General features: G+C 67.9%; 17 protein-coding genes. 10 read left to right on the top strand and 7 right to left on the bottom strand.

Annotation, left to right across the window (positions count from 1 at the left end; translation table 11 throughout):
* Positions 1–36: 36 nt before the first annotated feature.
* From C7R54_RS22860 to C7R54_RS22840, 5 genes are all read left to right on the top strand, one after another.
* Positions 37–1,863, top strand: coding sequence for an ABC transporter ATP-binding protein (locus tag C7R54_RS22860; protein WP_129152865.1), 1,827 nt, complete (start codon positions 37–39; stop codon positions 1,861–1,863).
* A 137-nt stretch (positions 1,864–2,000) separates the two neighbouring features.
* Positions 2,001–2,984 carry an ABC transporter substrate-binding protein gene (locus C7R54_RS22855; protein WP_129152863.1) on the top strand — a complete coding sequence of 328 codons (984 nt, stop codon included), beginning with the start codon at positions 2,001–2,003 and terminating at the stop codon, positions 2,982–2,984.
* A 27-nt stretch (positions 2,985–3,011) separates the two neighbouring features.
* Positions 3,012–3,905: an ABC transporter permease gene (locus C7R54_RS22850; RefSeq protein ID WP_129152861.1), complete on the top strand. Its 894-nt coding sequence runs from the start codon at positions 3,012–3,014 to the stop codon at positions 3,903–3,905.
* The gene (locus C7R54_RS22845) at positions 3,902–4,630 is read left to right on the top strand and encodes an ABC transporter ATP-binding protein (protein ID WP_129152859.1); all 729 of its coding nucleotides are present in this window, start codon (positions 3,902–3,904) and stop codon (positions 4,628–4,630) included. The genes C7R54_RS22850 and C7R54_RS22845 overlap by 4 nt, the downstream gene beginning before the upstream one ends.
* Before the next feature lie 15 nt (positions 4,631–4,645).
* Positions 4,646–5,980, top strand: coding sequence for an LLM class flavin-dependent oxidoreductase (locus C7R54_RS22840; RefSeq protein WP_129152857.1), 1,335 nt, complete (start codon positions 4,646–4,648; stop codon positions 5,978–5,980).
* A gap of 66 nt (positions 5,981–6,046) precedes the next feature.
* On the opposite strand, the gene C7R54_RS22835 is transcribed toward C7R54_RS22840, so the two are convergent.
* Positions 6,047–7,372 carry an FUSC family protein gene (locus C7R54_RS22835; protein WP_240039671.1) on the bottom strand — a complete coding sequence of 442 codons (1,326 nt, stop codon included), beginning with the start codon at positions 7,370–7,372 and terminating at the stop codon, positions 6,047–6,049.
* Positions 7,373–7,619: 247 nt separating this feature from the next.
* Here C7R54_RS22835 and C7R54_RS22830 point away from each other — a divergent pair, with 247 nt between their 5' ends.
* Entirely contained in the window at positions 7,620–9,176 is a 1,557-nt protein-coding gene (locus C7R54_RS22830) for a DHA2 family efflux MFS transporter permease subunit (RefSeq protein WP_129152855.1), read from the top strand.
* A 51-nt stretch (positions 9,177–9,227) separates the two neighbouring features.
* Here the strand turns inward: C7R54_RS22830 and C7R54_RS22825 are convergent, their stop codons facing one another.
* Complete coding sequence (locus C7R54_RS22825) at positions 9,228–10,193, bottom strand: LysR substrate-binding domain-containing protein (RefSeq protein ID WP_129152853.1); 966 nt, start codon at positions 10,191–10,193, stop codon at positions 9,228–9,230.
* Positions 10,194–10,379: 186 nt separating this feature from the next.
* Here C7R54_RS22825 and C7R54_RS22820 point away from each other — a divergent pair, with 186 nt between their 5' ends.
* The 4 genes from C7R54_RS22820 (at position 10,380) to C7R54_RS22805 (ending at position 14,853) form a co-directional block, all read left to right on the top strand.
* Positions 10,380–11,381, top strand: coding sequence for a Bug family tripartite tricarboxylate transporter substrate binding protein (locus C7R54_RS22820; RefSeq protein WP_129152851.1), 1,002 nt, complete (start codon positions 10,380–10,382; stop codon positions 11,379–11,381).
* A 4-nt stretch (positions 11,382–11,385) separates the two neighbouring features.
* Positions 11,386–12,909, top strand: a complete 1,524-nt coding sequence (locus C7R54_RS22815; protein ID WP_129152849.1) for a UxaA family hydrolase — start codon at positions 11,386–11,388, stop codon at positions 12,907–12,909.
* A 75-nt stretch (positions 12,910–12,984) separates the two neighbouring features.
* Positions 12,985–13,749 carry an aldolase/citrate lyase family protein gene (locus C7R54_RS22810; protein WP_129152847.1) on the top strand — a complete coding sequence of 255 codons (765 nt, stop codon included), beginning with the start codon at positions 12,985–12,987 and terminating at the stop codon, positions 13,747–13,749.
* A gap of 147 nt (positions 13,750–13,896) precedes the next feature.
* On the top strand, positions 13,897–14,853 hold the full coding sequence (locus C7R54_RS22805; protein WP_129152845.1) for a Bug family tripartite tricarboxylate transporter substrate binding protein: 957 nt from the start codon (positions 13,897–13,899) through the stop codon (positions 14,851–14,853).
* Between the two features lie 56 nt (positions 14,854–14,909).
* On the opposite strand, the gene C7R54_RS22800 is transcribed toward C7R54_RS22805, so the two are convergent.
* Genes C7R54_RS22800 through C7R54_RS22780 form a run of 5 tightly spaced genes read right to left on the bottom strand, consistent with a single transcriptional unit; the run spans position 14,910 to position 19,978 of the window.
* Entirely contained in the window at positions 14,910–15,776 is an 867-nt protein-coding gene (locus C7R54_RS22800; protein ID WP_129152843.1) for an IclR family transcriptional regulator, read from the bottom strand.
* Positions 15,760–16,914 carry a CaiB/BaiF CoA transferase family protein gene (locus tag C7R54_RS22795; protein WP_129152841.1) on the bottom strand — a complete coding sequence of 385 codons (1,155 nt, stop codon included), beginning with the start codon at positions 16,912–16,914 and terminating at the stop codon, positions 15,760–15,762. Before C7R54_RS22795 ends, C7R54_RS22800 begins: the two co-directional genes overlap by 17 nt.
* Before the next feature lies 1 nt (position 16,915).
* The gene (locus tag C7R54_RS22790; protein WP_129152839.1) at positions 16,916–17,812 is read right to left on the bottom strand and encodes an HpcH/HpaI aldolase/citrate lyase family protein; all 897 of its coding nucleotides are present in this window, start codon (positions 17,810–17,812) and stop codon (positions 16,916–16,918) included.
* A complete protein-coding gene (locus C7R54_RS22785) occupies positions 17,799–18,770 on the bottom strand; it encodes an HTD2 family dehydratase (RefSeq protein WP_129152837.1) in 972 nt (323 codons plus the stop codon). The genes C7R54_RS22790 and C7R54_RS22785 overlap by 14 nt, the downstream gene beginning before the upstream one ends.
* An 11-nt stretch (positions 18,771–18,781) precedes the next feature.
* The gene (locus C7R54_RS22780) at positions 18,782–19,978 is read right to left on the bottom strand and encodes an acyl-CoA dehydrogenase family protein (protein WP_129152835.1); all 1,197 of its coding nucleotides are present in this window, start codon (positions 19,976–19,978) and stop codon (positions 18,782–18,784) included.
* Between the last annotated feature and the right edge of the window lie 2 nt (positions 19,979–19,980).

Genomic DNA, 19,980 nt, shown 5'->3' with positions numbered 1-19,980 from the left:
CAGCCAGCCCTGCTCGGGGCCCCCGCCCACTACGCCATGCCACGTCAATCCAAGCGCACGCGCATCGACATGCGAGGACAGGTCTTCAAGGATGTCCTCGGCTACACCTTCCATCACTGGCGCCACCAGCCGCGCCGCATCGCCCTCATCATCTTGCTGGTGCTGGGCGGTGCGCTGGCGGACGTGGTCACCCCCTTGTTCGCCGGCCGTCTCATCGACGCGGTGACGGCGGGCCCCCCCTCCAATCCCGCCATCTGGAAATCGGCGCTGTCGGCCTTCGTCCTGCTGATCGTCGTGGGCCTGGCCGGTACCGTGCTGCGACAACTGTCGTATGGCGTGATCTCGGCGTTGACGGTGCGCATGATGAACCGCATCTGCGCCGAGGCCTTTCACCGCGTCCAGCGTTTTTCCAGCGACTGGCACGCCAATACCTTCGCCGGTTCCACGGTCCGCAAGATCACGCGCGGCATCTGGGCGCTGGACCTGCTGAACGATACCTTGCTGGTGGCCCTGCTGCCTTCGCTGACGATGCTGGTGGGAGCGGCCGTGCTGCTGGGTTGGCACTGGCCGGTCATGGGGCTGGTGGTGGGCGGCGGGGCCGTGATCTACCTGGTGGTGATCGTTACGCTGTCCCTGCTCTACGTCGCGCCGGCCGCCCGGCTGGCCAATTCCTGGGATACGCGGCTGGGCGGCGCGCTGGCGGATGCGATCAGCTGCAACGCGGTGGTCAAGGCCTTCGGCGCCGAGCCGCGCGAAGAGGCGCGCCTGGGCCGCATCCTGGCGAAATGGCGCGACCGCACCTATCGCGGATGGATACGGGGCACGATCAACGGCGGCCTGCAAGGCGCGCTGCTGATCGCCATGCGCACCGCCATCGTCGGCGCCGCGCTGCTGCTGTGGGCCGACCAGCAAGCCAGCGCGGGCGACATCACCTTCGCCTTGACCATGTATTTCATCCTGCACGGCTATATGCGCGAGGTTGGCATGCATGTGCGCAACCTGCAGCGGTCGGTCAACGACATGGAAGAACTGGTGGGCCTGGAGCGCCAGCCGCCCGGTATCGCCGACCGTCCCGGCGCGCGGCCCATCGTCATCACCAAGGGCGACATCCGCTTCGAGCACGTGACCTTCCAGTACGGCGGCCACGTGACGCCGCTGTACCGGGACTTCTCCCTGCATATCGCGCCGGGCGAACGCATCGGCCTGGTGGGGCATTCGGGCTCCGGCAAGACCACGCTGATCAAGCTGATCCAGCGCATGCACGACGTGAATACCGGAACGATCAGCATCGACGGCCAGGATATCGCGCAGGTGGCGCAGTCCTCGCTGCGTGCGCAGATCGCCATCGTCATGCAGGACCCCGTGCTATTCCACCGCACGCTGGCGGAGAACATCGCATACGCGCGTCCTGGCGCCTCGCAGGCCGATATCGAGGCGGCCGCGCGTTTGGCCAATGCCCACGATTTCATCGCCGCGCTGCCGCGCGGCTACGACACGCTGGTGGGCGAGCGCGGCGTGAAGCTGTCGGGCGGCGAGCGGCAGCGCGTCGCCATCGCCCGCGCCTTCCTGGCCGACGCGCCCATCCTGATCCTGGACGAGGCCACGTCCAGCCTGGACAGCGAAAGCGAGATGCTGATCCAGCAGGCCATGGAACGGCTGATGGTGGGCCGCACCACGCTGGTCATCGCGCACCGGCTGTCGACCGTGCGGGCGCTGGACCGGCTGATCGTGCTGGAGAAGGGCCGCATCATCGAAGAAGGAACGCACGATGCGCTGATCCAGCGGCCGGGGGGCGTCTACCGGAACCTGTTCGAACGGCAGGCGTTGTCGCTGACGCAGGCGCTGGAAGCCGCGGCGGAGTGACGCGGCGGAGTGACGCGGCGGAGTGACGCGGCGGGGCGGCGCCCCGGCACCGTCCACGGATTAGCTCATGCGCATTTTGTATTTCTAGGCGCCGTGCCTGCTTCTTAACATATCCGACTCTTTTCGATTCGGATGATATGGACAGGCGCACTTTCCTTGCCGCGACGTCGGCGGCGGTATTTTCGGGTACGTGGGGCGCGCGCGCCTTGGCGCAAGCGGCGGTGGATCCCAAGACCAGGCTGGTCCTTGCCGACCAGGGCGAACTGGTGCGTGTCCTGCTTGAGGCCAGCGGGGAAAGAAAAACGCTGGATTTCGACCTCCAACTGCCCAATTTCGCCGGCGGCCCCGCCATCTTCGAGGCCATGCGGGCCGGCGCGCTCGATATCGCCTATGTCGGCGACACGCCGCCCATCCAGGCGCGGGCGGCGGGCACCTTGTTGCCCATCGTCGCCACCATCTCGCGGCAGTTGTCGACGTACCGGCTGGTCAGCCGGCCCGGCCTGGTGATCGACACGCTGGCGCAGCTCAAGGGCAAGCGGATCAGCTATATCGAGGGTTCCGGCAGACAGGTGTTCCTGATCGAGGCCTTGAGCCGCGCGGGTCTCACCCTCAAGGATATCGAGCCCGTGGCGCTGCGCATCGCCGACCTGCCGGACGCGATCCGCTCGAGCGCCATCGACGTCGCGGTGCTGAACGAACCCTATGTCACCCGGCTGGCCAAGCAGGTGGGGGCGACGCCCGTGCGGGACCCGGTCGAGCGCCAGCTCCTGCCGGGCGTCAGTTATATCTACGCCCGGCCCGAAGTCCTGGCCGATCCGCGCCGGTCCGCCGCCATCCGTGCATTCGTCGGCGCGCTCGTGCGCGCCGGGAAGTGGAGCAACGCGCACCAGGAGCAATGGGGGAAGGCCTATTACACGGACTTCCAGCGGCTGGATCCGCAAAGCACGGCGGCCATCCTCGCGTCCCAGTCGCCGCTGGTTTTCCAGACGTCGCGCGAAGCCGTGGCGGACCACCAGAAGCTCATCGACATCCTGTATGCCGCGGGCTCCATCAAGCAGCGCCTGGACGCGACGCAATCCTTCACCGACGCCTACGACGCGGTCATCGCCGCGCAGCGCTGACGCCGGGTATTCGATCGAGGAAATACGATGTCGCCACCCTCGCTGTCATCCTCCCTTACCCAGGCTGGCGCCTATCCGGAAACCGCGCCGAAATCCGCGGCGGAATCCGAGGCCGCGGGCGAGCCCGGCTCGCATCACGCCGGCGCCAGGCGCTACGCGCCGCGGCGGCTGCCGGCCGGCATGCGCCTGCTTGGTCCGCTCATCGCCTTGCTTGCCTGGGAGGGAGCCGCACGCCTGGGCTGGCTTTCGCCGTCGACCTTGAGCGCGCCTAGCCAGGCGCTGGCCACGGCGGCCCGCATGTTCGCCGACGGCGAACTGCTGCCGCATCTGCTGGCTTCCGCCACGCGCGCCTATGGCGGCCTGCTCCTGGGCATCGTCGCGGGCGTCGCGCTGGCGCTGGCGGCTGGGCTGACGCGCACCGGCGAAGCCTTGATCGACGGCCTGGTGCAGATCAAGCGCGCCATTCCCACGCTGGCCCTGATCCCCCTGGCCATCATCTGGCTGGGCATAGGCGAGGCCATGAAGGTCTTCCTCATCTTCACGTCGGTGCTGGTGCCGATCTACATCAACACGCATGCCGCGTTGAAGGGGATGGACATCGGACACATCGAACTGGCGCAGACGCTGGGCCTGACGCGAGGGGAGTTCATCAGGAAGGTGGCCTTGCCGGGCGCCTTGCCCGGGTTCTTCACCGGCCTGCGGCTGGCCGTCGCACTGTGCTGGACGGCCTTGGTGGTGCTGGAGCTCATCAACACCCAGACTGGCATCGGCTACCTGATGAACCGGGCACGGGATTGGGGGCAGACCGACATCATCGTCGTGGGCATCATGATCTACGCGGCGCTGGGACTGGCTTCGGACGCGGTGGTCAGGCTGCTGGAAAGCCGCGCGCTCTCCTACAGGCGTACGCTGGGATCATGACGGCCTCTTTTTCCACGGAAAGCGCCGTCCAGCTGCGCGGCCTGTCGCGCGGCTTCGGCGGCAAGGCGGTGCTGGACCAGCTGTCGCTCAGCGTGCCGCGCGGCCAGTTCGTCGCCCTGCTGGGGGAGTCCGGTTCCGGCAAGACGACCTTGCTGCGCACGCTGGCGGGCCTGGACGATGCCGCCGAGACGTCCGGCAGCCTGCACGTGCGGGGCAGCGTCTCCGTGCTTTTCCAGGACGCCAGGCTGCTGCCCTGGCTGCCGGTCATCGAGAACCTCAAGCTGGGCCTGCGGCGCGCGGATGCCGACCAGGCCGCCCTGGACATGCTGGACGCCGTCGGGCTGGGCGGCAAGGCGACGATGTGGCCGTCGACCCTGTCCGGCGGCCAGAAGCAGCGGGCCGCGCTCGCCCGGTCATTGTTGCGCGAGCCGGACGTCCTGCTGGCCGATGAACCGTTCGGGGCGCTCGATGCGCTGACGCGCTTGCGCATGCACGCCTTGTTGTTCCGCCTGGTCGAGCGGCAGCGGCCCACGGTGATCCTGGTCACCCACGACGTGGACGAGGCGCTGATGCTGTCGGACCGCGTGCTGGTGTTGCGCAACGGCCGTATCGAAGAAGATCACGTCGTCGGCCTGCCCCATCCCCGACAGTCCGGCGACGGGGCCTTCGTCGCCCTCAGGGCAAGGCTGCTGCGCAGCCTCGGGGTGGAACAGACGCCCGTCTAGAAAAAAGGATATGCCATGGCTCGACAATTGCACTTGAACCTCTTCCTGATGGCGCGCGGGCATCACGAGGCCGCCTGGCGCCATGCCGGCTCCAGCCCGCGCGCCCTGACCGACATCGACCTCTACGCCGACGCCGCGCGCATCGCCGAAGCGGCGAAATTCGACGCCGTGTTCCTGGCGGATTCGCTGGCCGTGGCCGAGAACGGCGGCCTGGTCGCCAACGGTGCGCTGGAACCGCTCACGCTATTGACGGCGCTGGCGGCGCGCACCCGGCATATCGGGCTGATCGGCACGGCATCGACCACGTATAACCATCCGTATACGCTGGCGCGCCAGTTCGCGTCGCTGGACCACCTGTCCGGGGGCCGGGCTGGCTGGAACATCGTCACGTCCTGGCTGCCGCGAGCCGGCGCCAACTACGGACACACCGAGAACGTGGGGCATGGCGACCGCTACCGCATCGCGGAGGAATTCATCGAGGCGGTGGATGCGCTATGGCGCAGCTATCCCGCCGCCGCCGTGCTGGACGATCGCGATGGCGGCCGCTACCTGGATATGTCCGGGATCCAGCCCATCGACTACGACGGCCAGTACATCAAGACCCGCGGTCCACTGAACGTGCCCGCCGGGCCTCAGGGAAGGCCCTTGTACGTGCAGGCGGGTCAGTCCGACGATGGCCGCAACTTCGCCGCCAAATGGGCCGAGGCGATCTTCACCGCGCACCTGACCAAGGAATCGGCGCAGTCCTTCTATGGCGACGTGAAGGGGCGCGCCGCCCGCCATGGCCGACGGGCGCAAGACATTGTCATCCTGCCCGGCATCAGCGCCGCCATCGGTTCGACCCAATATGAGGCGCGGCAGGTATGGGAAGAACTGGATGCGCTGACCCATCCGGAAGTCGGGCTGGCCCGTTTGTCGGACCGCTTCGGCGGGCACGACTTCCGGGGCATTCCGCTGGACAGGAAGCTGACCCGGGACGATTTTCCCGACCCCAACCAGGTGCAGGCATCGAAGAGCCGTTCCATCGGCTACGTGAACCTGGCCTTGGGCGAGGGCCTGACGCTGCGCCAGCTGCTCAGCCGGCTGGCCGGCGCCCGCGGCCACCTGGCCGTGGCCGGCACGCCGGAGGAGATCGCCGACATCATCCAGGACTGGTTCACGTCCGGCGCGTCGGATGGATTCAACGTCATGCCGCCCATCATCAACCAACAGCTGGAACTGTTCGCCAGCGAGGTCGTCCCCTTGCTGCGCAAGCGCGGCCTGTTCCGCGAGGACTATACCGGCACGACCTTGCGGGACCACTACGGCCTGCGGCCCGTGGGGCAGGCCGAGCACGCGGTGGCGGCGTAGGAGGGACGGCCGCGGCGGGCCGGGCCGCCGCCAGGAGACGGGAGACGCTTCGCGCGCAGCGCGTTTTTAACCGGGCGGAGATGGGTCCCTGGCGAACCGGAAGGCGGACGTCGCCAGCACGGCGGCCAGCAGGGCGGCCATGCCGGCGAAGATGCCCGCCAGGCGCAATAGCGCGGGCATCGGATCGGCGGACCATAGCTGGTCCTGCACGAATACCATAAGGAAGGCGATGGCGAATTGGCGGCCGACGTAGCTGGCGCCTTCCTTGCCGGTCTGCACATGGCAGCCCGCCCACACGCCCGCGGCCAGCGCCATCAGGCACAGGACGGCATGGCCCCTCATGAGGGGCAGCATGGCGACGCCTATGATGCCGGCGAGCAGGCAGCCGATGGCGCGCTGCGTCATCTTTTCCAACATGGGCTTGTGGACGGTGTCGGGGTGCTGGCCGGCCGGTAGCATCAACACGGCGATCGCGGTGACCATGGCCTGCTCGTAGCCGGGGAGCTGCAGGAATTGCACGGACGCGGCGATGAGGGCGATGGCCAGCGCGGCCTGCATGGCGAGCAGGCGGCGCAACGCCGGCGGCGTCGCGGTGGCGGGCGGGTCGGCCGGTGGGTCGGCCGGGGCCTTGCCGTCGGCGGTGGGCGTCCACCGCCCCGCCGTGGTCGCCGTCGCTGCCGTGTCCGGTGATACTGCCCACCCTGCCTCGACTCCTGCCTCGGCCCCTGACTTGGCGCTTGCCTCGGCCCTCGCCTCGGCCACCGGCCCCGGCCCCGTTCCCGCCGTGCCGGCAGGCGCGATCTCGACCGATATCCGGTACTCCGAGTACGCCTTCGCGCCCCAATGGAACAGTGTCGCCACCAGCACGCAGGCCAGCGTGCCGACCACGACCTCGGCCACGCGCAGCGTGGCGAATTCAGCGGTCAGCTGCAAGCCCGGCCCAGTCCGTGCTTCGCACATCACCATCAGCGCCGTGATGCCGCCCAGCATCCAGGCATAGGCCCAGCGGGAGGCGTTCACGTTATAGACCGTGACGGCGCCGATGACGGCCATCGCCGGCACGAAGAGCCAGGGCGCGTCGCCCGTCCAGGGCCCCGCCAGCGTGCCTATGGCGGCGCCGGCCACCGTGCCGACGATGCGATAGGCGGCCCGTTGCAGGGATGCCGAGAAATTGGCCTGCATGACGGCGAAGCCGCTGAGCGCCGCCCACCACGTGTGCGTCAGCTGCAGCGCATGCGCTGCAGCCACCGCGAGCGCGACGGACAGCAAGGCTTCGATGCCGAACATGGCGCGCTCGCGCGACGGGCGCCAGGCGCGCAGCTCCCGGCCGAGCGAGGCCAACGCGGCCCGGCTGGCCTGGGCCAACATGGAAAACAGGGTCAAGCCGGACATGCCCTCGCCATTCATGGACGCTTCCTATGCCGTGAGGCCACGGCCCTGGGGGAGCGCAATTGCTCGCCGCCGGAGATTTTCAGGGGGACTTTCGCCGCCGGACCAGCCGGGGTGAAAGCGGGGACGCACCGCAAGAATAGCTCGGGGCCGATACCCGAGGCCAACTGGACTCAGGCCATATTCAGCTATTCATGCGACGCTATATCGTTTGCCGCACCGCAATTCGCGTTCCTCACCTTCCGCAGCCATGGCCACCCAACAACCCGCTCCCTATCCGCCCTTGCATGGCGGGCAACTCGTGCTGGCCACCTTCGCGGTGGCGCTGGCGACCTTCATGAACGTGCTCGACACCTCGATCGCCAACGTGGCGATTCCGACGATTTCGGGCAACCTGGGCGTGTCCGTGGATGAAGGCACCTGGGTGATCACCGTGTTCGCCGCGGCCAATGCCGTGTCCATTCCCTTGACGGGCTGGCTGACGCAGCGGCTGGGGCAGATCAAGCTGTTCGTCGGCGCGGTGGCGCTGTTCACGCTGGCGTCCTTCCTCTGCGGCATCGCGCCCAACCTGCCCGTGCTGCTGTTCGCGCGGGTGCTGCAAGGCGTCGTCGCGGGTCCCCTGATACCCATGTCGCAAGCCATCCTCCTGGGGTCGTATCCGAAGGAAAAGAGTTCGATGGCCCTGGCCCTATGGGCCATGACCGCGACCGTGGGACCCATCGCGGGTCCGTCGCTGGGGGGCTGGATAACGGACCGCTACAGCTGGTCGTGGATTTTCTATATCAACATTCCCGTGGGCATCTTCGCGGCATTGGTGAGCTGGAGCATCTATCGCCATCGCGAATCGCCCACGCGCAAGCTGCCCATCGACCTGGTCGGCCTGTGCCTGCTCATCACCTGGGTGGGCGCCTTGCAAATCATGCTGGACAAGGGGCGCGACCTGGACTGGTTCAGTTCCGGGCTCATCGTCGGACTTGCCGTCACGGCCTTCGTCAGCTTCGTCCTCTTCGTGATCTGGGAGCTGACGGAGGCGCATCCCATCGTCGACCTGCGCCTGTTCGGGCAACGCAACTTCCTGGGCGGCACGGTCGCCATTTCCATTGCCTATGGCGTTTTCTTCGGCAACCTGGTCCTGCTGCCGCAGTGGATGCAGGAATACCTGAACTACCGGTCGGTGGATGCCGGCATGGTGATGGCCCCGCTGGGCATCTTCGCGCTTGTCCTGTCCCCGGTGGTCGGCAAGCTGCTGCCCAAGTCGGACGCGCGCATCATCGCCACGGTGGCCTTTCTCACGTTCGCGGGCGTGTTCTACATGCGGGCCGACTACGTGCTGGAGATCGACACCTGGCACCTGGTGCTGCCCACCCTGCTGCAAGGCATCCCGATGGCGTTGTTCTTCATTCCCTTGACGGCCATCATCCTGTCCGGCCAGCCGCCGCACCGCATCCCGGCCGCGGCCGGCCTGTCGAACTTCGTGCGGGTGTTCTGCGGCGCCATCGGCACCTCCATCGCGGGCACGGTATGGAACGACCGAACCGTCCTGCACCACGAGCGCCTGACGGAAGCGGCGAATGCCGACAATCCGCTGTTCGCGCACCAGATCGACATGATCCGTTCGCTGCTGCACCTGGACACCAACGCGGCCAACAACCTGTTCGATTCCACCGTCAACGCGCAGGCGGCGATGATGGGGCTGAACGACATCTTTTTCGTCTCGGCGATCATCTTCCTGCTGATCATTCCATTGATCTGGATCACGCGGCCCGCCAAGGGCGGCGGTGGCGCGGACGCGTCGGGAGCGCACTAGGGGCGCCGCCACGGCTTCCCCGGCGGACCCGGCAGCCATTGGGTTGCGTCTCTATCGGGCAGACCGACGCGGCTTTGCCCGTGCCGGCATGCCGCGTGCGGCCAGCCGCAGGCATTCGGTCATACGCAGCGCGATCGCGGTCGGCGCCACGTTCCGCATGGCGATGATGCCGACGCTGGGCAGGTCCAGCCGCACGTCCAGGGGCAGCACGCGCAGCGCGCCGGCCTTCGCGTGCTCCCGGGCGGCGCTGGCCGCCAGGAAGCCCACGGCGCCGCGCCGCTGCACGAACAGGACGATTGCCTGGTAGGAAGATGACTCGATGACGTCGCCGGGAGGCTGCACCCCATGGCGGTGGAATTGCTGCTCCAGCTTCACGCGCAGCGAGGCCCACGGCGGCGGCATGACGCAGGGCAGGGCGGCGATGTCCGCCCAGCCCGGTTTGCGCCGCCGCGACAGGGCATGGTCCGGCGCGACGACCGCCACCATGGGTTCCTCATACAGGGCTTCGGTCGTCAGGTCCGGCGCGGCGTAACCCGGCTCCAGGCGGCCCACGAACAGGTCGATTTCGCCCAGGCGCAGCTTGGGCAGCAGGCCCGTCAGGTCGCCTGTTTCGATCAGCACCGTGGCGCGCGCCGACTGCGCCTTCAAGGTATCCACCGCGTCGGCCAGCAGCGGCGACAGCGCCACGCCCATGGCGCCGACGCGCACGCGGCCGGCCGCGCCGCTTTCCTGCGCGCCGATCTCGTCGCGGGTGCGTTCGTACTGCGCCAGCACCGACCGGGCGAAGCGCAGCATGGCGCCGCCCGCCGCCGTGGGTTCGGTGCCCCGCGTGGAGCGGGTGAACAGCGTCTGCCCCAGCATGGCTTCGATTTCCGTCAACATGCGCGAGACGGCCGGCTGGCTCACGGACAGGAATTCGGATGTGCGTCCCAGGTGGCGAAACTGGTCCAGCGCCACCAGCAATTGCAGGTGGCGCAGCTTGATGTTGCTGCGCAGTACACGGTCGAGTTGGGCCATGGCGGTGAGTGTACTTAACAGGGATGTTATGCAGCAATGCCGATATTCGAATGGAAGGTTATGGAAAGGACAGCCACAATGCGAGCACGCTCGGGCGCCCCGATCCGGGCTGACAGCACCGCCGCGAACCGGCCCGTGGCACGTCCGCGAGGCCACCGCGCGGTAGAAAAACAGAGCGAGGAGACCATGAAGAACACACTTGCGACGCTGCCGTCGCGCAGGACGCTATTGCTGGGCGGTGCCGCCATGGCCGCGTCGACGCTGCTGCCGCGCGCCGCCCGCGCGGCGGGTTTTCCCAACCGTCCCATCACGTTCATCTGTCCGTGGGCGGTCGGCGGTACGGCCGACCAATCCATGCGCGTGCTGTGCCAGGCCGCGGGCAAGGTGCTGGACCAGACCATCGTGGTCGAGAACCGGGCGGGCGCGTCGGGAATGATAGGCGCCAAGGCCATCGCCACCGCCAAGCCGGATGGCTACACCATCGGGCAGATCCCCATCTCCGTCACCCGGTTCGCGCAATTGAACATGCTGGCCGCCGACCCGCGCACCGACTTCACGTATATCGCGCGCACCTCGGGCCAGACCTTCGGCATCGTGGTGAAGGCGAATTCGCGCTTCAAGACGCTGGCGGACATGGTGGCGTACGCCAAGGACCACCCCGGCATCGTTTCGTATGGGCACGCGGGCGTGGGCGGCGCGACGCACGTGGGCATGGAGCAGTTCGCCCTCGCCGCCGGCATCAAGCTCAATGCCATTGCCTACAAGGGCGGCGCGCCGGCCTTGCAGGACCTGCTGGGCGGGCAGATCGACATGCTGGCCGACTCCAGCTCCTGGGCGCCCCAGGTAGAGTCCGGCAACCTGCGGCTGCTGGCCACGTGGGGCGAACAACGTCCGCCGCGCTTTCGCGACAGCCCCACGCTGAAGGACCTGGGCTACGACGTGGTGGTCGACGCGCCCAACGGCGTGGGCGCGCCCAAGGGCCTGGATCCGGCCGTGGACAAGGTCCTGCGCGATGCCTTCCGGCAGGCGGTGGCCAGCGACGATTTCCGCAAGATCACCGATACCATCGACGCGCCCATCATGTACCTGGACGGTCCCGACTACCAGCGCTACGTGTCCCAGGTCTACGACCAGGAGACCCGGCTGATCGCCCGCCTGGGCCTGAAGGCGCTATTGCAACAAGGCTGAACCCGTGACGCTTTCCCCGCTTATCCGGCTGCACCCCGAAGACAATGTGCTGATCGCTCGCGATGGCCTGGCCTTGGGCCAGGCCATCCCGGACCTGGACCTGCGCGTGCGCGCCCAGGTCCCCGCCGGCCACAAGATCGCCGCGCGGCGCATTGCGCGGGGCGAGGCGGTGCGCAAGTACGACGTGGTGATCGGCGTGGCGGGGCGCGACATCGAACCCGGCGAGCATGTGCACACGCATAACGTCGACCTGGCGGATATCCACCGCGACCCGGGTTTCTGCCAGGACGTGGCGCCGGTCGACTACCTGCCGGAGGCCGAACAGGCCAGCTTCATGGGCTATCTCCGGCCGGACGGCGGCGTGGGCACGCGCAATTTCATCGGCATCCTGTCCTCGGTGAACTGTTCGGCGACCGTGATCCGGAACATCGCCGCGCACTTCGACGCGCAAGCCCTGGCGGCGTATCCCAATGTCGATGGCGTGGCCGCCTTCGCGCAGACGAGCGGTTGCGGCATGTCCTCGCCGAGCGAGCATTTCGACGTGCTGCGCCGTACCCTGGCGGGCTATGCGCGCCATCCCAACCTGGCGGGCGTGTTGATCGTGGGCCTGGGCTGCGAACGCAACCAGGTGGATGCGCTGGTCGAGTCCCAAGGCCTGGCGCAGGACCCGCGCGTGCGCACGCTGGTAATGCAGGACACGGGCGGCACGCGCGCCACCATCGCGGCGGGCATCGCGGCGGTGCGGGAGATGCTGCCCGCGGCGAACGCCTGTCGCCGCGTGCCGGTATCGGCCAGGCATTTGAAGATCGGCCTGGAGTGCGGGGGCTCCGACGGTTTTTCCGGCATCACCGCCAATCCGGCGCTGGGGGCCGCCATGGATATCCTGGTCAGGCACGGCGGCACGGCCATCCTGTCGGAGACGCCCGAGATCCACGGCGTGGAGTATCTGTTGACGCGCCGCGCGGTCAGCCGCGCCGTCGGGGAGAAGCTGCTCGCCCGGCTGGCCTGGTGGGAGCGTTACACGGCGGGACAGAACGCCCAGTTCAACGGCAAGGTGGGGCATGGCAACCAGCAGGGCGGCCTGGCCAACATCTTCGAGAAATCGCTGGGCTCGGCGATGAAGGGCGGCAGCACGCCCTTGCAGGCGGTGTACGAGTACGCGGAGCCGATCACGCAGGCGGGCCTGGTATTCATGGATTCACCGGGCTACGACCCGGTCGCGGTGACCGGGCAGATCGCCAGCGGCGCCAACCTGATCTGCTTCACCACGGGACGGGGCTCGATGTTCGGCTCCAAGCCCGCGCCGACCCTGAAGCTGGCGAGCAATACGCCCATGTACCGCCGCCTCGAGGAGGACATGGACATCAATTGCGGACGCGTGCTGGACGGCGAGCTGACCGTGGCGCAGATGGGGCAGGTGATTTTCGAAGAAATCCTCCAGGCGGCGTCGGGCCGGGCCACCAAGAGCGAGCGCCTGGGCCTGGGCGACCATGAGTTCGTGCCCTGGCACCTTGGCGTGGTCAGCTGAGGCCCTTCGACGTGCACCGGCCGTGCCATTGCCTTCCTTTCCTCTCCTCCTTTTCTGTTTCCATCAGGACATGCCATGCCCGCACTGAATCCATTCAAATCCGCGTTGGCGTCGGGGACGCCGCGCATCGGCCTCTGGTTGTCCATGGCCGACCCGTACCTGGCCGAAGTGGCGGCTACCGCGGGCTTCCACTGGCTGCTGATCGACGGGGAACATGCGCCGAATGACTTGCGCACCACGCTGCATGCCTTGCAGGCGGTGGCGCCCTATCCGTCGCAGGCGGTCGTGCGGGCCGTCGACAGCGATACGGCGGGCATCAAGCGCCTGCTGGATATCGGCGCGCGCACGCTGTTGATACCGATGGTGGATACCGCCGAACAGGCGCGGGCGCTGGTCGCGGCCACGCGCTATCCGCCGCTGGGCATCCGCGGGGTGGGCAGCGCGGTGGGACGCGCATCGCAATGGAGCCTGCGGACGGATTACCTGGGCGTGGCCGACGACGAGGTCTGCCTGCTGGTGCAGGCCGAGACCGTCACCGCGCTGGGCAATCTGCAGGCCTTGTGCGACACCGACGGCGTGGACGGCGTCTTCATCGGCCCGGCCGACCTGGCCGCGTCCATGGGGCACCGCGGCAACCCGGGGCATCCGGAGGTCCAGGCCGCGATCGAACAGGCCATGCGGACCATCGTGGCGTCGGGAAAGGCGGCCGGCACGCTGACGTCCGATCCCGCCCTCGCGCGGCGCTACCTGCAGCTCGGCTGCACCTTCGTGGCCACGGGCGTGGACGTGCTGCTGTTCGCCAACGCCGCCCGCAAGCTGGCGCGCGACTTCGACTGCTGACGCGGGCCGCGCCCTCGACCACGAAATCCCGGCAGGGTTCCCGGACACGCAGATATCAGCAGCCTGATATCCTCGCGTCCCGTATTGACCGGAAAGGAGCCCATTCCAATACTTACGCCATTCCGAAAAGAGGAGACATCCGTGGAAATGGCAAGAAGAGTATTGGTGGCGGGCCTGCTCGCAGGGGCCTTGGGCACGCCGTTGACCGGCATGGCGCAGGGGGATGCCCCCATACGCATGATCATGCCGTACACGCCGGGCGGCGGCGCCGACACGCTGGGGCGCCTGGTCGCCACCAGCATGAACAAGCGCGGCGACCGCAACATCCTGGTGGAGAACAAGCCGGGCGCCAATACCATCCTGGCGACCGACTACGTGTCGACGCAGAAGCCGGACGGCAACACGCTGCTGTACGCATCGAGCTCGTTCACCATCAATCCCCACCTGTACAAGGTCAACTACGATCCCGCGAGCAGCTTCACGCCCATCGCGCTGCTGTCCGAGATCCCGCTGGTGATGGTCACCACCAAGGATTCGCCTTTCCAGAAGGTGCAGGACGTCGTCGACAAGGCCAAGGCCAAGCCCGGCCAGGTGTCGTTCGCCTCGTATGGACTGGGCAGCGCGGCGCACCTGGGCGGCGTCCTGTTCGAATCCAAGGCGTCCGTGAAAATGCTGCATGTGCCCTACAAGGGCAGCATGCCTGCGCTGAACGACCTGATGGGCCATCACGTGGACGTGGCCATCGTCAGCCTGGAGTCGGCCCTGGCCATGATCAAGGGCGGTGAGTTGCGGGCCCTGGGCATTTTCAACCAGGACCGCCTGTCGTCCCTGCCCGATGTCCCGACGATGGTGGAGACCGTGCCGGGCTGCGTGGCCGTCGGTTGGAACGGGATCCTGGCGCCCAAGGGCCTGGATCCGGCCGTGGTGAAGAAGTTGAACGATCAGGTCAACCAGGCGCTGGTGTCGAGCGACCTGAAGCAATACTTCATCAACCAGGGCCTGGAACCCAGGCAGCGCTCGCCCGAGGAATTCGCGCAGGCCATCAAGGATGAAAACGCGAAGTGGGGACAGCTGGTGAAGGCGGCCGGCTTGACGCTGCAATAGCGTGGACGTCCTGACGTGGGTCTCCTGACGTGGGTCTCCCAACGTGGGCCCCTGATTCAGCCGCCCTTGCCCACGGCATAGCGCCCGTGGGGGGGCGGAGCGCCCGCCGGGCGGTCATGCGTGGCCGCCGCGGCGGGATCGAAGTGCCGGCGCAGGCCTTCGCGCAAGATGGTTTCCATTCGTTCGCGCGAGGACTCGAACTCGTGCGCATGCACGGCAATGCCGATGGCCAGGGGCGCATCGGCGACATCGATGGGCAGGCGCGTGGCGACCACCGACGAGCCCGTCGTGACCGCTTCCCGGCTATACGCGAAACCGGTCCGGCGGCAGGCCTGGATCTCCGCCATGAGCACATCTAGATCCAGCGGCGCGGCGATTTCGCTGTCGATGGCGTTGGCGTTGCGGGCGATGCGCAGGATTTCGTCGTCGTCGCGCAGGCTCAGCAGAACCTTGCCCACGGCGGCGCGGCAGATGGGACGCATCAGCCCCGGTTTCAAGCCGACCCGGGACGCGCGCGCGGACACGATATGCATGTATTGGGCATACAGTCCGTTCTGGATCGCCAGCAGCACCACATGGCCGGTGGCCTGCGCCAGCTGCTCCATCAACTGCAGCAGGCTGCTTTCGTTGAACAGGCGATGGTGCATCCACAGTCCCAGGAAGGCCACCCGCACGCTGGGATAGAACGTGCGGGCGCGCCGGTCGTGCAGCAGGTAGCCGAGATTGTGCAGGCCGTGCAGCAGCACCGAGGTGCTGGATTGCGGGTACCCCAGCTTGCGGGAAATCTCGTTGACCGTCAGCGGCGTCTGCTCGACGGCGAACAGTTCCAGGATCTCCAGTCCGCGGTGGACCGCCCCCACGGACTTGCCGTAGGGGTCATTGGGAAGATAGGCAGTGATCGGCAGGTCATCCGCACCGTGCATCGTGGTTGTCTCCAAGCAGCCGCTCGTTGGCCTCGCCCAGCGCGGGGGAAGTCGTGCGCAGCGGCGGACGCAAGCCGTCGAAGCGTATCGGCAGTCCGACGGTTTCGTGACCGTCTTTTTCCTGGATCATACCCAACCGGCGGGCGTGCTCGTCCCGCGCCAGCTGGGCGATGGTCTGGACGGGCGCGTTGGGGATACCGGCCTCGTCCAGGATGGCGGACAAGGTATCGCTGTCGTACTGCGCGGCGTAGGCCTCGATGACAGGCAGCAGGGTCGCCTGGTTGACCACTCGGTCGCCATTGCGCAGGTAGCGGGGATCCTCGGCCAGGTCGGGACGGCCCATGACGCGGCAGAGCTGGCCATACAGGCGGTCGTTGCCCGCGCCGATGACCAGCCAGCCGCTGCGGGTACGGAACGCCTGGTAGGGCACGATGCCCGCCGCGCCGGAGCCCTGGGGCTTCTGCGGTCCGCCGCCCATGGCGTGGCGGGCCATGGGCGTGGCCACCCAGGCCAGCGCGGTCTCGAACAGCGAGGTCTCCACATGTCCGCCCACGCCGGTGTCCTTGCGTTCCAGCAGGGCGGCCAGGATGCCGATCGCCGACCACATGCCCGCGCCCATGTCCACCATGGAAACGCCCACGCGCACGGGCGGCCGTTCGGCGCTTTCGCCGGTGACGCTCATCACGCCGCAATACGCCTGCATCAAGGGGTCATAGCCCGGCTTGTGCGATAGCGGGCCGCCGCTGCCGAAGGCGCCCAGGTCGCAATAGACCAGCGCCGGTTTCAGCGCCCGCAGGCGGGCCGCATCGACGCCCAGCTTGGCCGCCGCGCCGGCGCGCAGGTTGCAGACCACCGCGTCGGCGCGCGCCAGGATAAGCGACACCAGGGCATCGCGCTGGCCCTCGTCGGCGAGGTTGACCGCCAGGCTGGCCTTGTTGCGGTTGAAGGCGCTGAAATGGGGACCGGCGCCATTCACGAAGGGTGGTCCCCAGCCGCGCGCCGCATCGCCGCCGTCCGGGTTCTCCACCTTGATGACCTCGGCGCCCATTTCCGCCAGGATCAGGCCGGTATAGGGAGCGGCCACGCTATGGCCGAGTTCGACGACGACATAGCCCCGCAGGGGGTGTGCACTGGACATATCAGGAATCCTTGTGGGAGGGCGCCACGGTGGTGGCGCGCTGGAGCAGGCGCATGGCGCGCAGCGCTACCGGCCTGTCTATCATGTCGCCTTCGTGCGCGACGGCGCCGGCGCCCCGCGCCACGGCGGCCTCGTACGCCGCGACCACGGCGCGGGCGCGCTCTACCTGCGCCGCGCCCGGACTGAAGGCTTCGTTCAATATCGCCACCTGGCGGGGGTGCACGCAGGTGGCGGCGGCAAAGCCCAGCCGGCGCGATCGCAACACCATCTGGCGATAGGCATCGTCGTCATGGGTGCCGGCTACGCTGGCCAGCACGCCCAGCGGCAGGATGCCCGCCGCGCGCGCGGCATGCACGCCCATCATCTTGGCGACATACAACGTGTCGGCGGACGGCTCCGCATCGAGATCGGTGGCCAGGTCTTCGCCGCCCACCGCCATGCCGACCAGCCGCGGATGCGCGTGCGCGATGGCGTCCAGCCGGGTGACGCCCGCCGCGCTTTCGACCAGCGCGACCAGGCGGGTATGGCCGCGCGGCAAGCCGCGTTCGGCCTCCCGCGCATCGATGACTTCGGCGATCAATTGCAGGTGCTCGGGTCCGAGCACCTTGGGCACGACCAGCCCCCGGACGGCGGGCCCGACGGCGGCGGCGATGTCGGCGACCGCCAGGTCCAGTTCGCGATTGATGCGGACCAGCACGTCGGCGCCGCCGCTGCCCACTTGGGCGGCCGCCTGTGCGACGCCCTGGCGGGCGCTGGCTTTCTCGGCGACCGCGACCGCATCCTCCAGGTCCAGGATGATGGCGTCGGCGCCCCGTTCATGGGCCTTGGCGATGAAGCGCGGCGCGTTGGCGGGACAGAACAGCAGCGATCGCCAGAATGGCAATTCAACGTGCGACATGGCCAAGCTCCGCGGCGGGCGCATAGCCCAAGGTGATCTGGGCGGCAATGCGACCTTGGGGGTCGAGGACACGGGCCTGCGCCGTATCCAGTCCCGCATCCAGTCCAGTATCTAGTCCCGCACCCGGCCCGGTTTCGCCATCGGGCGCCGGTTCCGTGCCTTCCAGCGTCATCGTGTCGCCAAGGAAAAGCGGGCTGGACAGGCGGGCCTCCAGGCGACGCAAAGATCGTCCGTTCACGCGGCGCAGGGCCGCGTCGATCAGCAGGTGCAGCGTCAGCGCGCCATTCATGACGCAGCCCCGGTAGCCTTCCTGGTCACGGGCATAGTCGGCGTCGTAGTGGATACGGTGGCTGTTCCAGGTCAGCGCGCTATAGCGGAACAGCAGCACCGGGTCGATCAGCCGCTGCTCCCGCCATGCCGCCGGCGGCAAGGAAGGGTCCGCGGCGGCGGCCGACGACGCGCCGGCTGTCGATGACGACGGCGCTTCCCGATAGACGACGTTCTGCTTTTCAATGACGGCGTCCTGGCCGTCGACGCTGATGGTATGCGTGACCTGCACGAACACCAGCGATCCGGACCGGCCGGTCTTGGGCGTGATCGCGGTGATGCGGGAGGTCTTCACCGCCTCGGCGCCTATGCGCAAGGGATGCAGGAAGGACACTTCGCGGCCGACGAACATGCGGCGCGGCAGCGCGATCGGCGGCAGGAAATCGCCCTTGGCCGGATGGCCGTCATGGCCGATGCGCGCGGCCGGGACATTGGGCGTGAAGAACATCGAGTACCAGTGCGGCGGGATGGCGGAGCCGCGGCGATAGGCCATGGGGTCCAGGTCGCTGAGTACCGCCGCGCGCCGCGCCAGGGTCAGGCCGATTTCGTCGTCGCGGGTTTCGGTCCTGCCCAGCCATTCGGCATAATCGTGCGCGGATGTCGTGGTTGCCGTGGAAGTATCGGGAGACATGTCCATTCCGTTCAGTAGGAGCGCGGCAGATCCAGCGTGTGCTGCGCGATATTGGCCAGGATCAGGTTGGTGGACACCGGCGCGATGCGTGCCAGGCGGGCCTCGCGCCACTTGCGCTCGACGTGGTATTCGCGGGCGAAGCCGAAGCCTCCATGCGTCTGCATGCAGGCTTCCGCGGCATTCCACAGGCCTTCCGCCGCCACATAGCGCGCGATATTGGCCTGCTCGCCGCAAGGCAGGCCGGCTTCGAACATGGCGGTGGCGCGCCGGATCAGCATGTCGGCGGCTTCCGATTGGATATAGGCCTGCGCCAACGGGAACTGGATGCCCTGGTTGGCGCCGATGGGGCGACCGAACACGATGCGGTCGCGCGCGTATTGCGTGGCGGTCCGCAGGAACCAGCGCGTGGACCCCAGCGCTTCGGCGGCGGTGATCATGCGTTCTGCGTTCATGCCGTCCAGGATGTAGCGAAAGCCCCGGCCTTCCTCGCCCACCAGCGCGTCGGCGGGGATTTCCAGGTTCTCGAAGAAAACTTCCGTGGCGTGGTGATTGACCATCGCCTTGATCGGACGGATCTCCAGCCCGCGGCCCAGGCAGGCGCGGATGTCGATGAGAAAGGTGGAAATGCCGTCGATGCGCTTGGCCACCTCGTTGGCGGGCGTGGTGCGGGCCAGGACCAGCATCAGGTCCGAATGCTCGGCGCGCGACGTCCACACCTTCTGGCCGTTCAGCACGTAGCCGTTGGCGCTGCGGGTGGCGCGCGTCTTGATCTGGGTGGTGTCCGAGCCGGTCGTGGGTTCGGTGACGCCGAAAGCCTGCAGGCGCAATTCGCCGGACGCAATGCGCGGCAGGTATTTGCGCTTCTGTTCATCGCTGCCGTGACGCAGCACGGTGCCCATGATGTACATCTGCGCATGTCCTGCGGCGGCATGGCAGCCCGCCGCGCAGATCTCCTCCATGATCACCGCCGCCGCCCGCAGGGGCAGCCCCGTGCCGCCATATTCCTCCGGGATCAGCGCCGCCAGGAAGCCGGCATCCGTCAGCGCCTTGATGAAGTCCGTGGGATAGTCTTCCCGTTCGTCCAGGCTGGACCAGTAGTCGGCGGGGAAGTCGGCGCATACGCGGCGTACGGAATCGCGTATGTCGGGGTAGTCCTCGCCCAGCGCCATGGAGAGGGACGTATCGGAAGCGTGTTGTGTATGCGTCATGG

This window comes from Achromobacter aloeverae (assembly GCF_004121055.1).
Taxonomy (GTDB): Bacteria; Pseudomonadota; Gammaproteobacteria; order Burkholderiales; family Burkholderiaceae_B; genus Bordetella_C; species Bordetella_C aloeverae.
The sequence above is the reverse complement of the archived record's forward strand: the minus strand, read 5'-3'. Positions and strand labels throughout refer to the sequence as shown.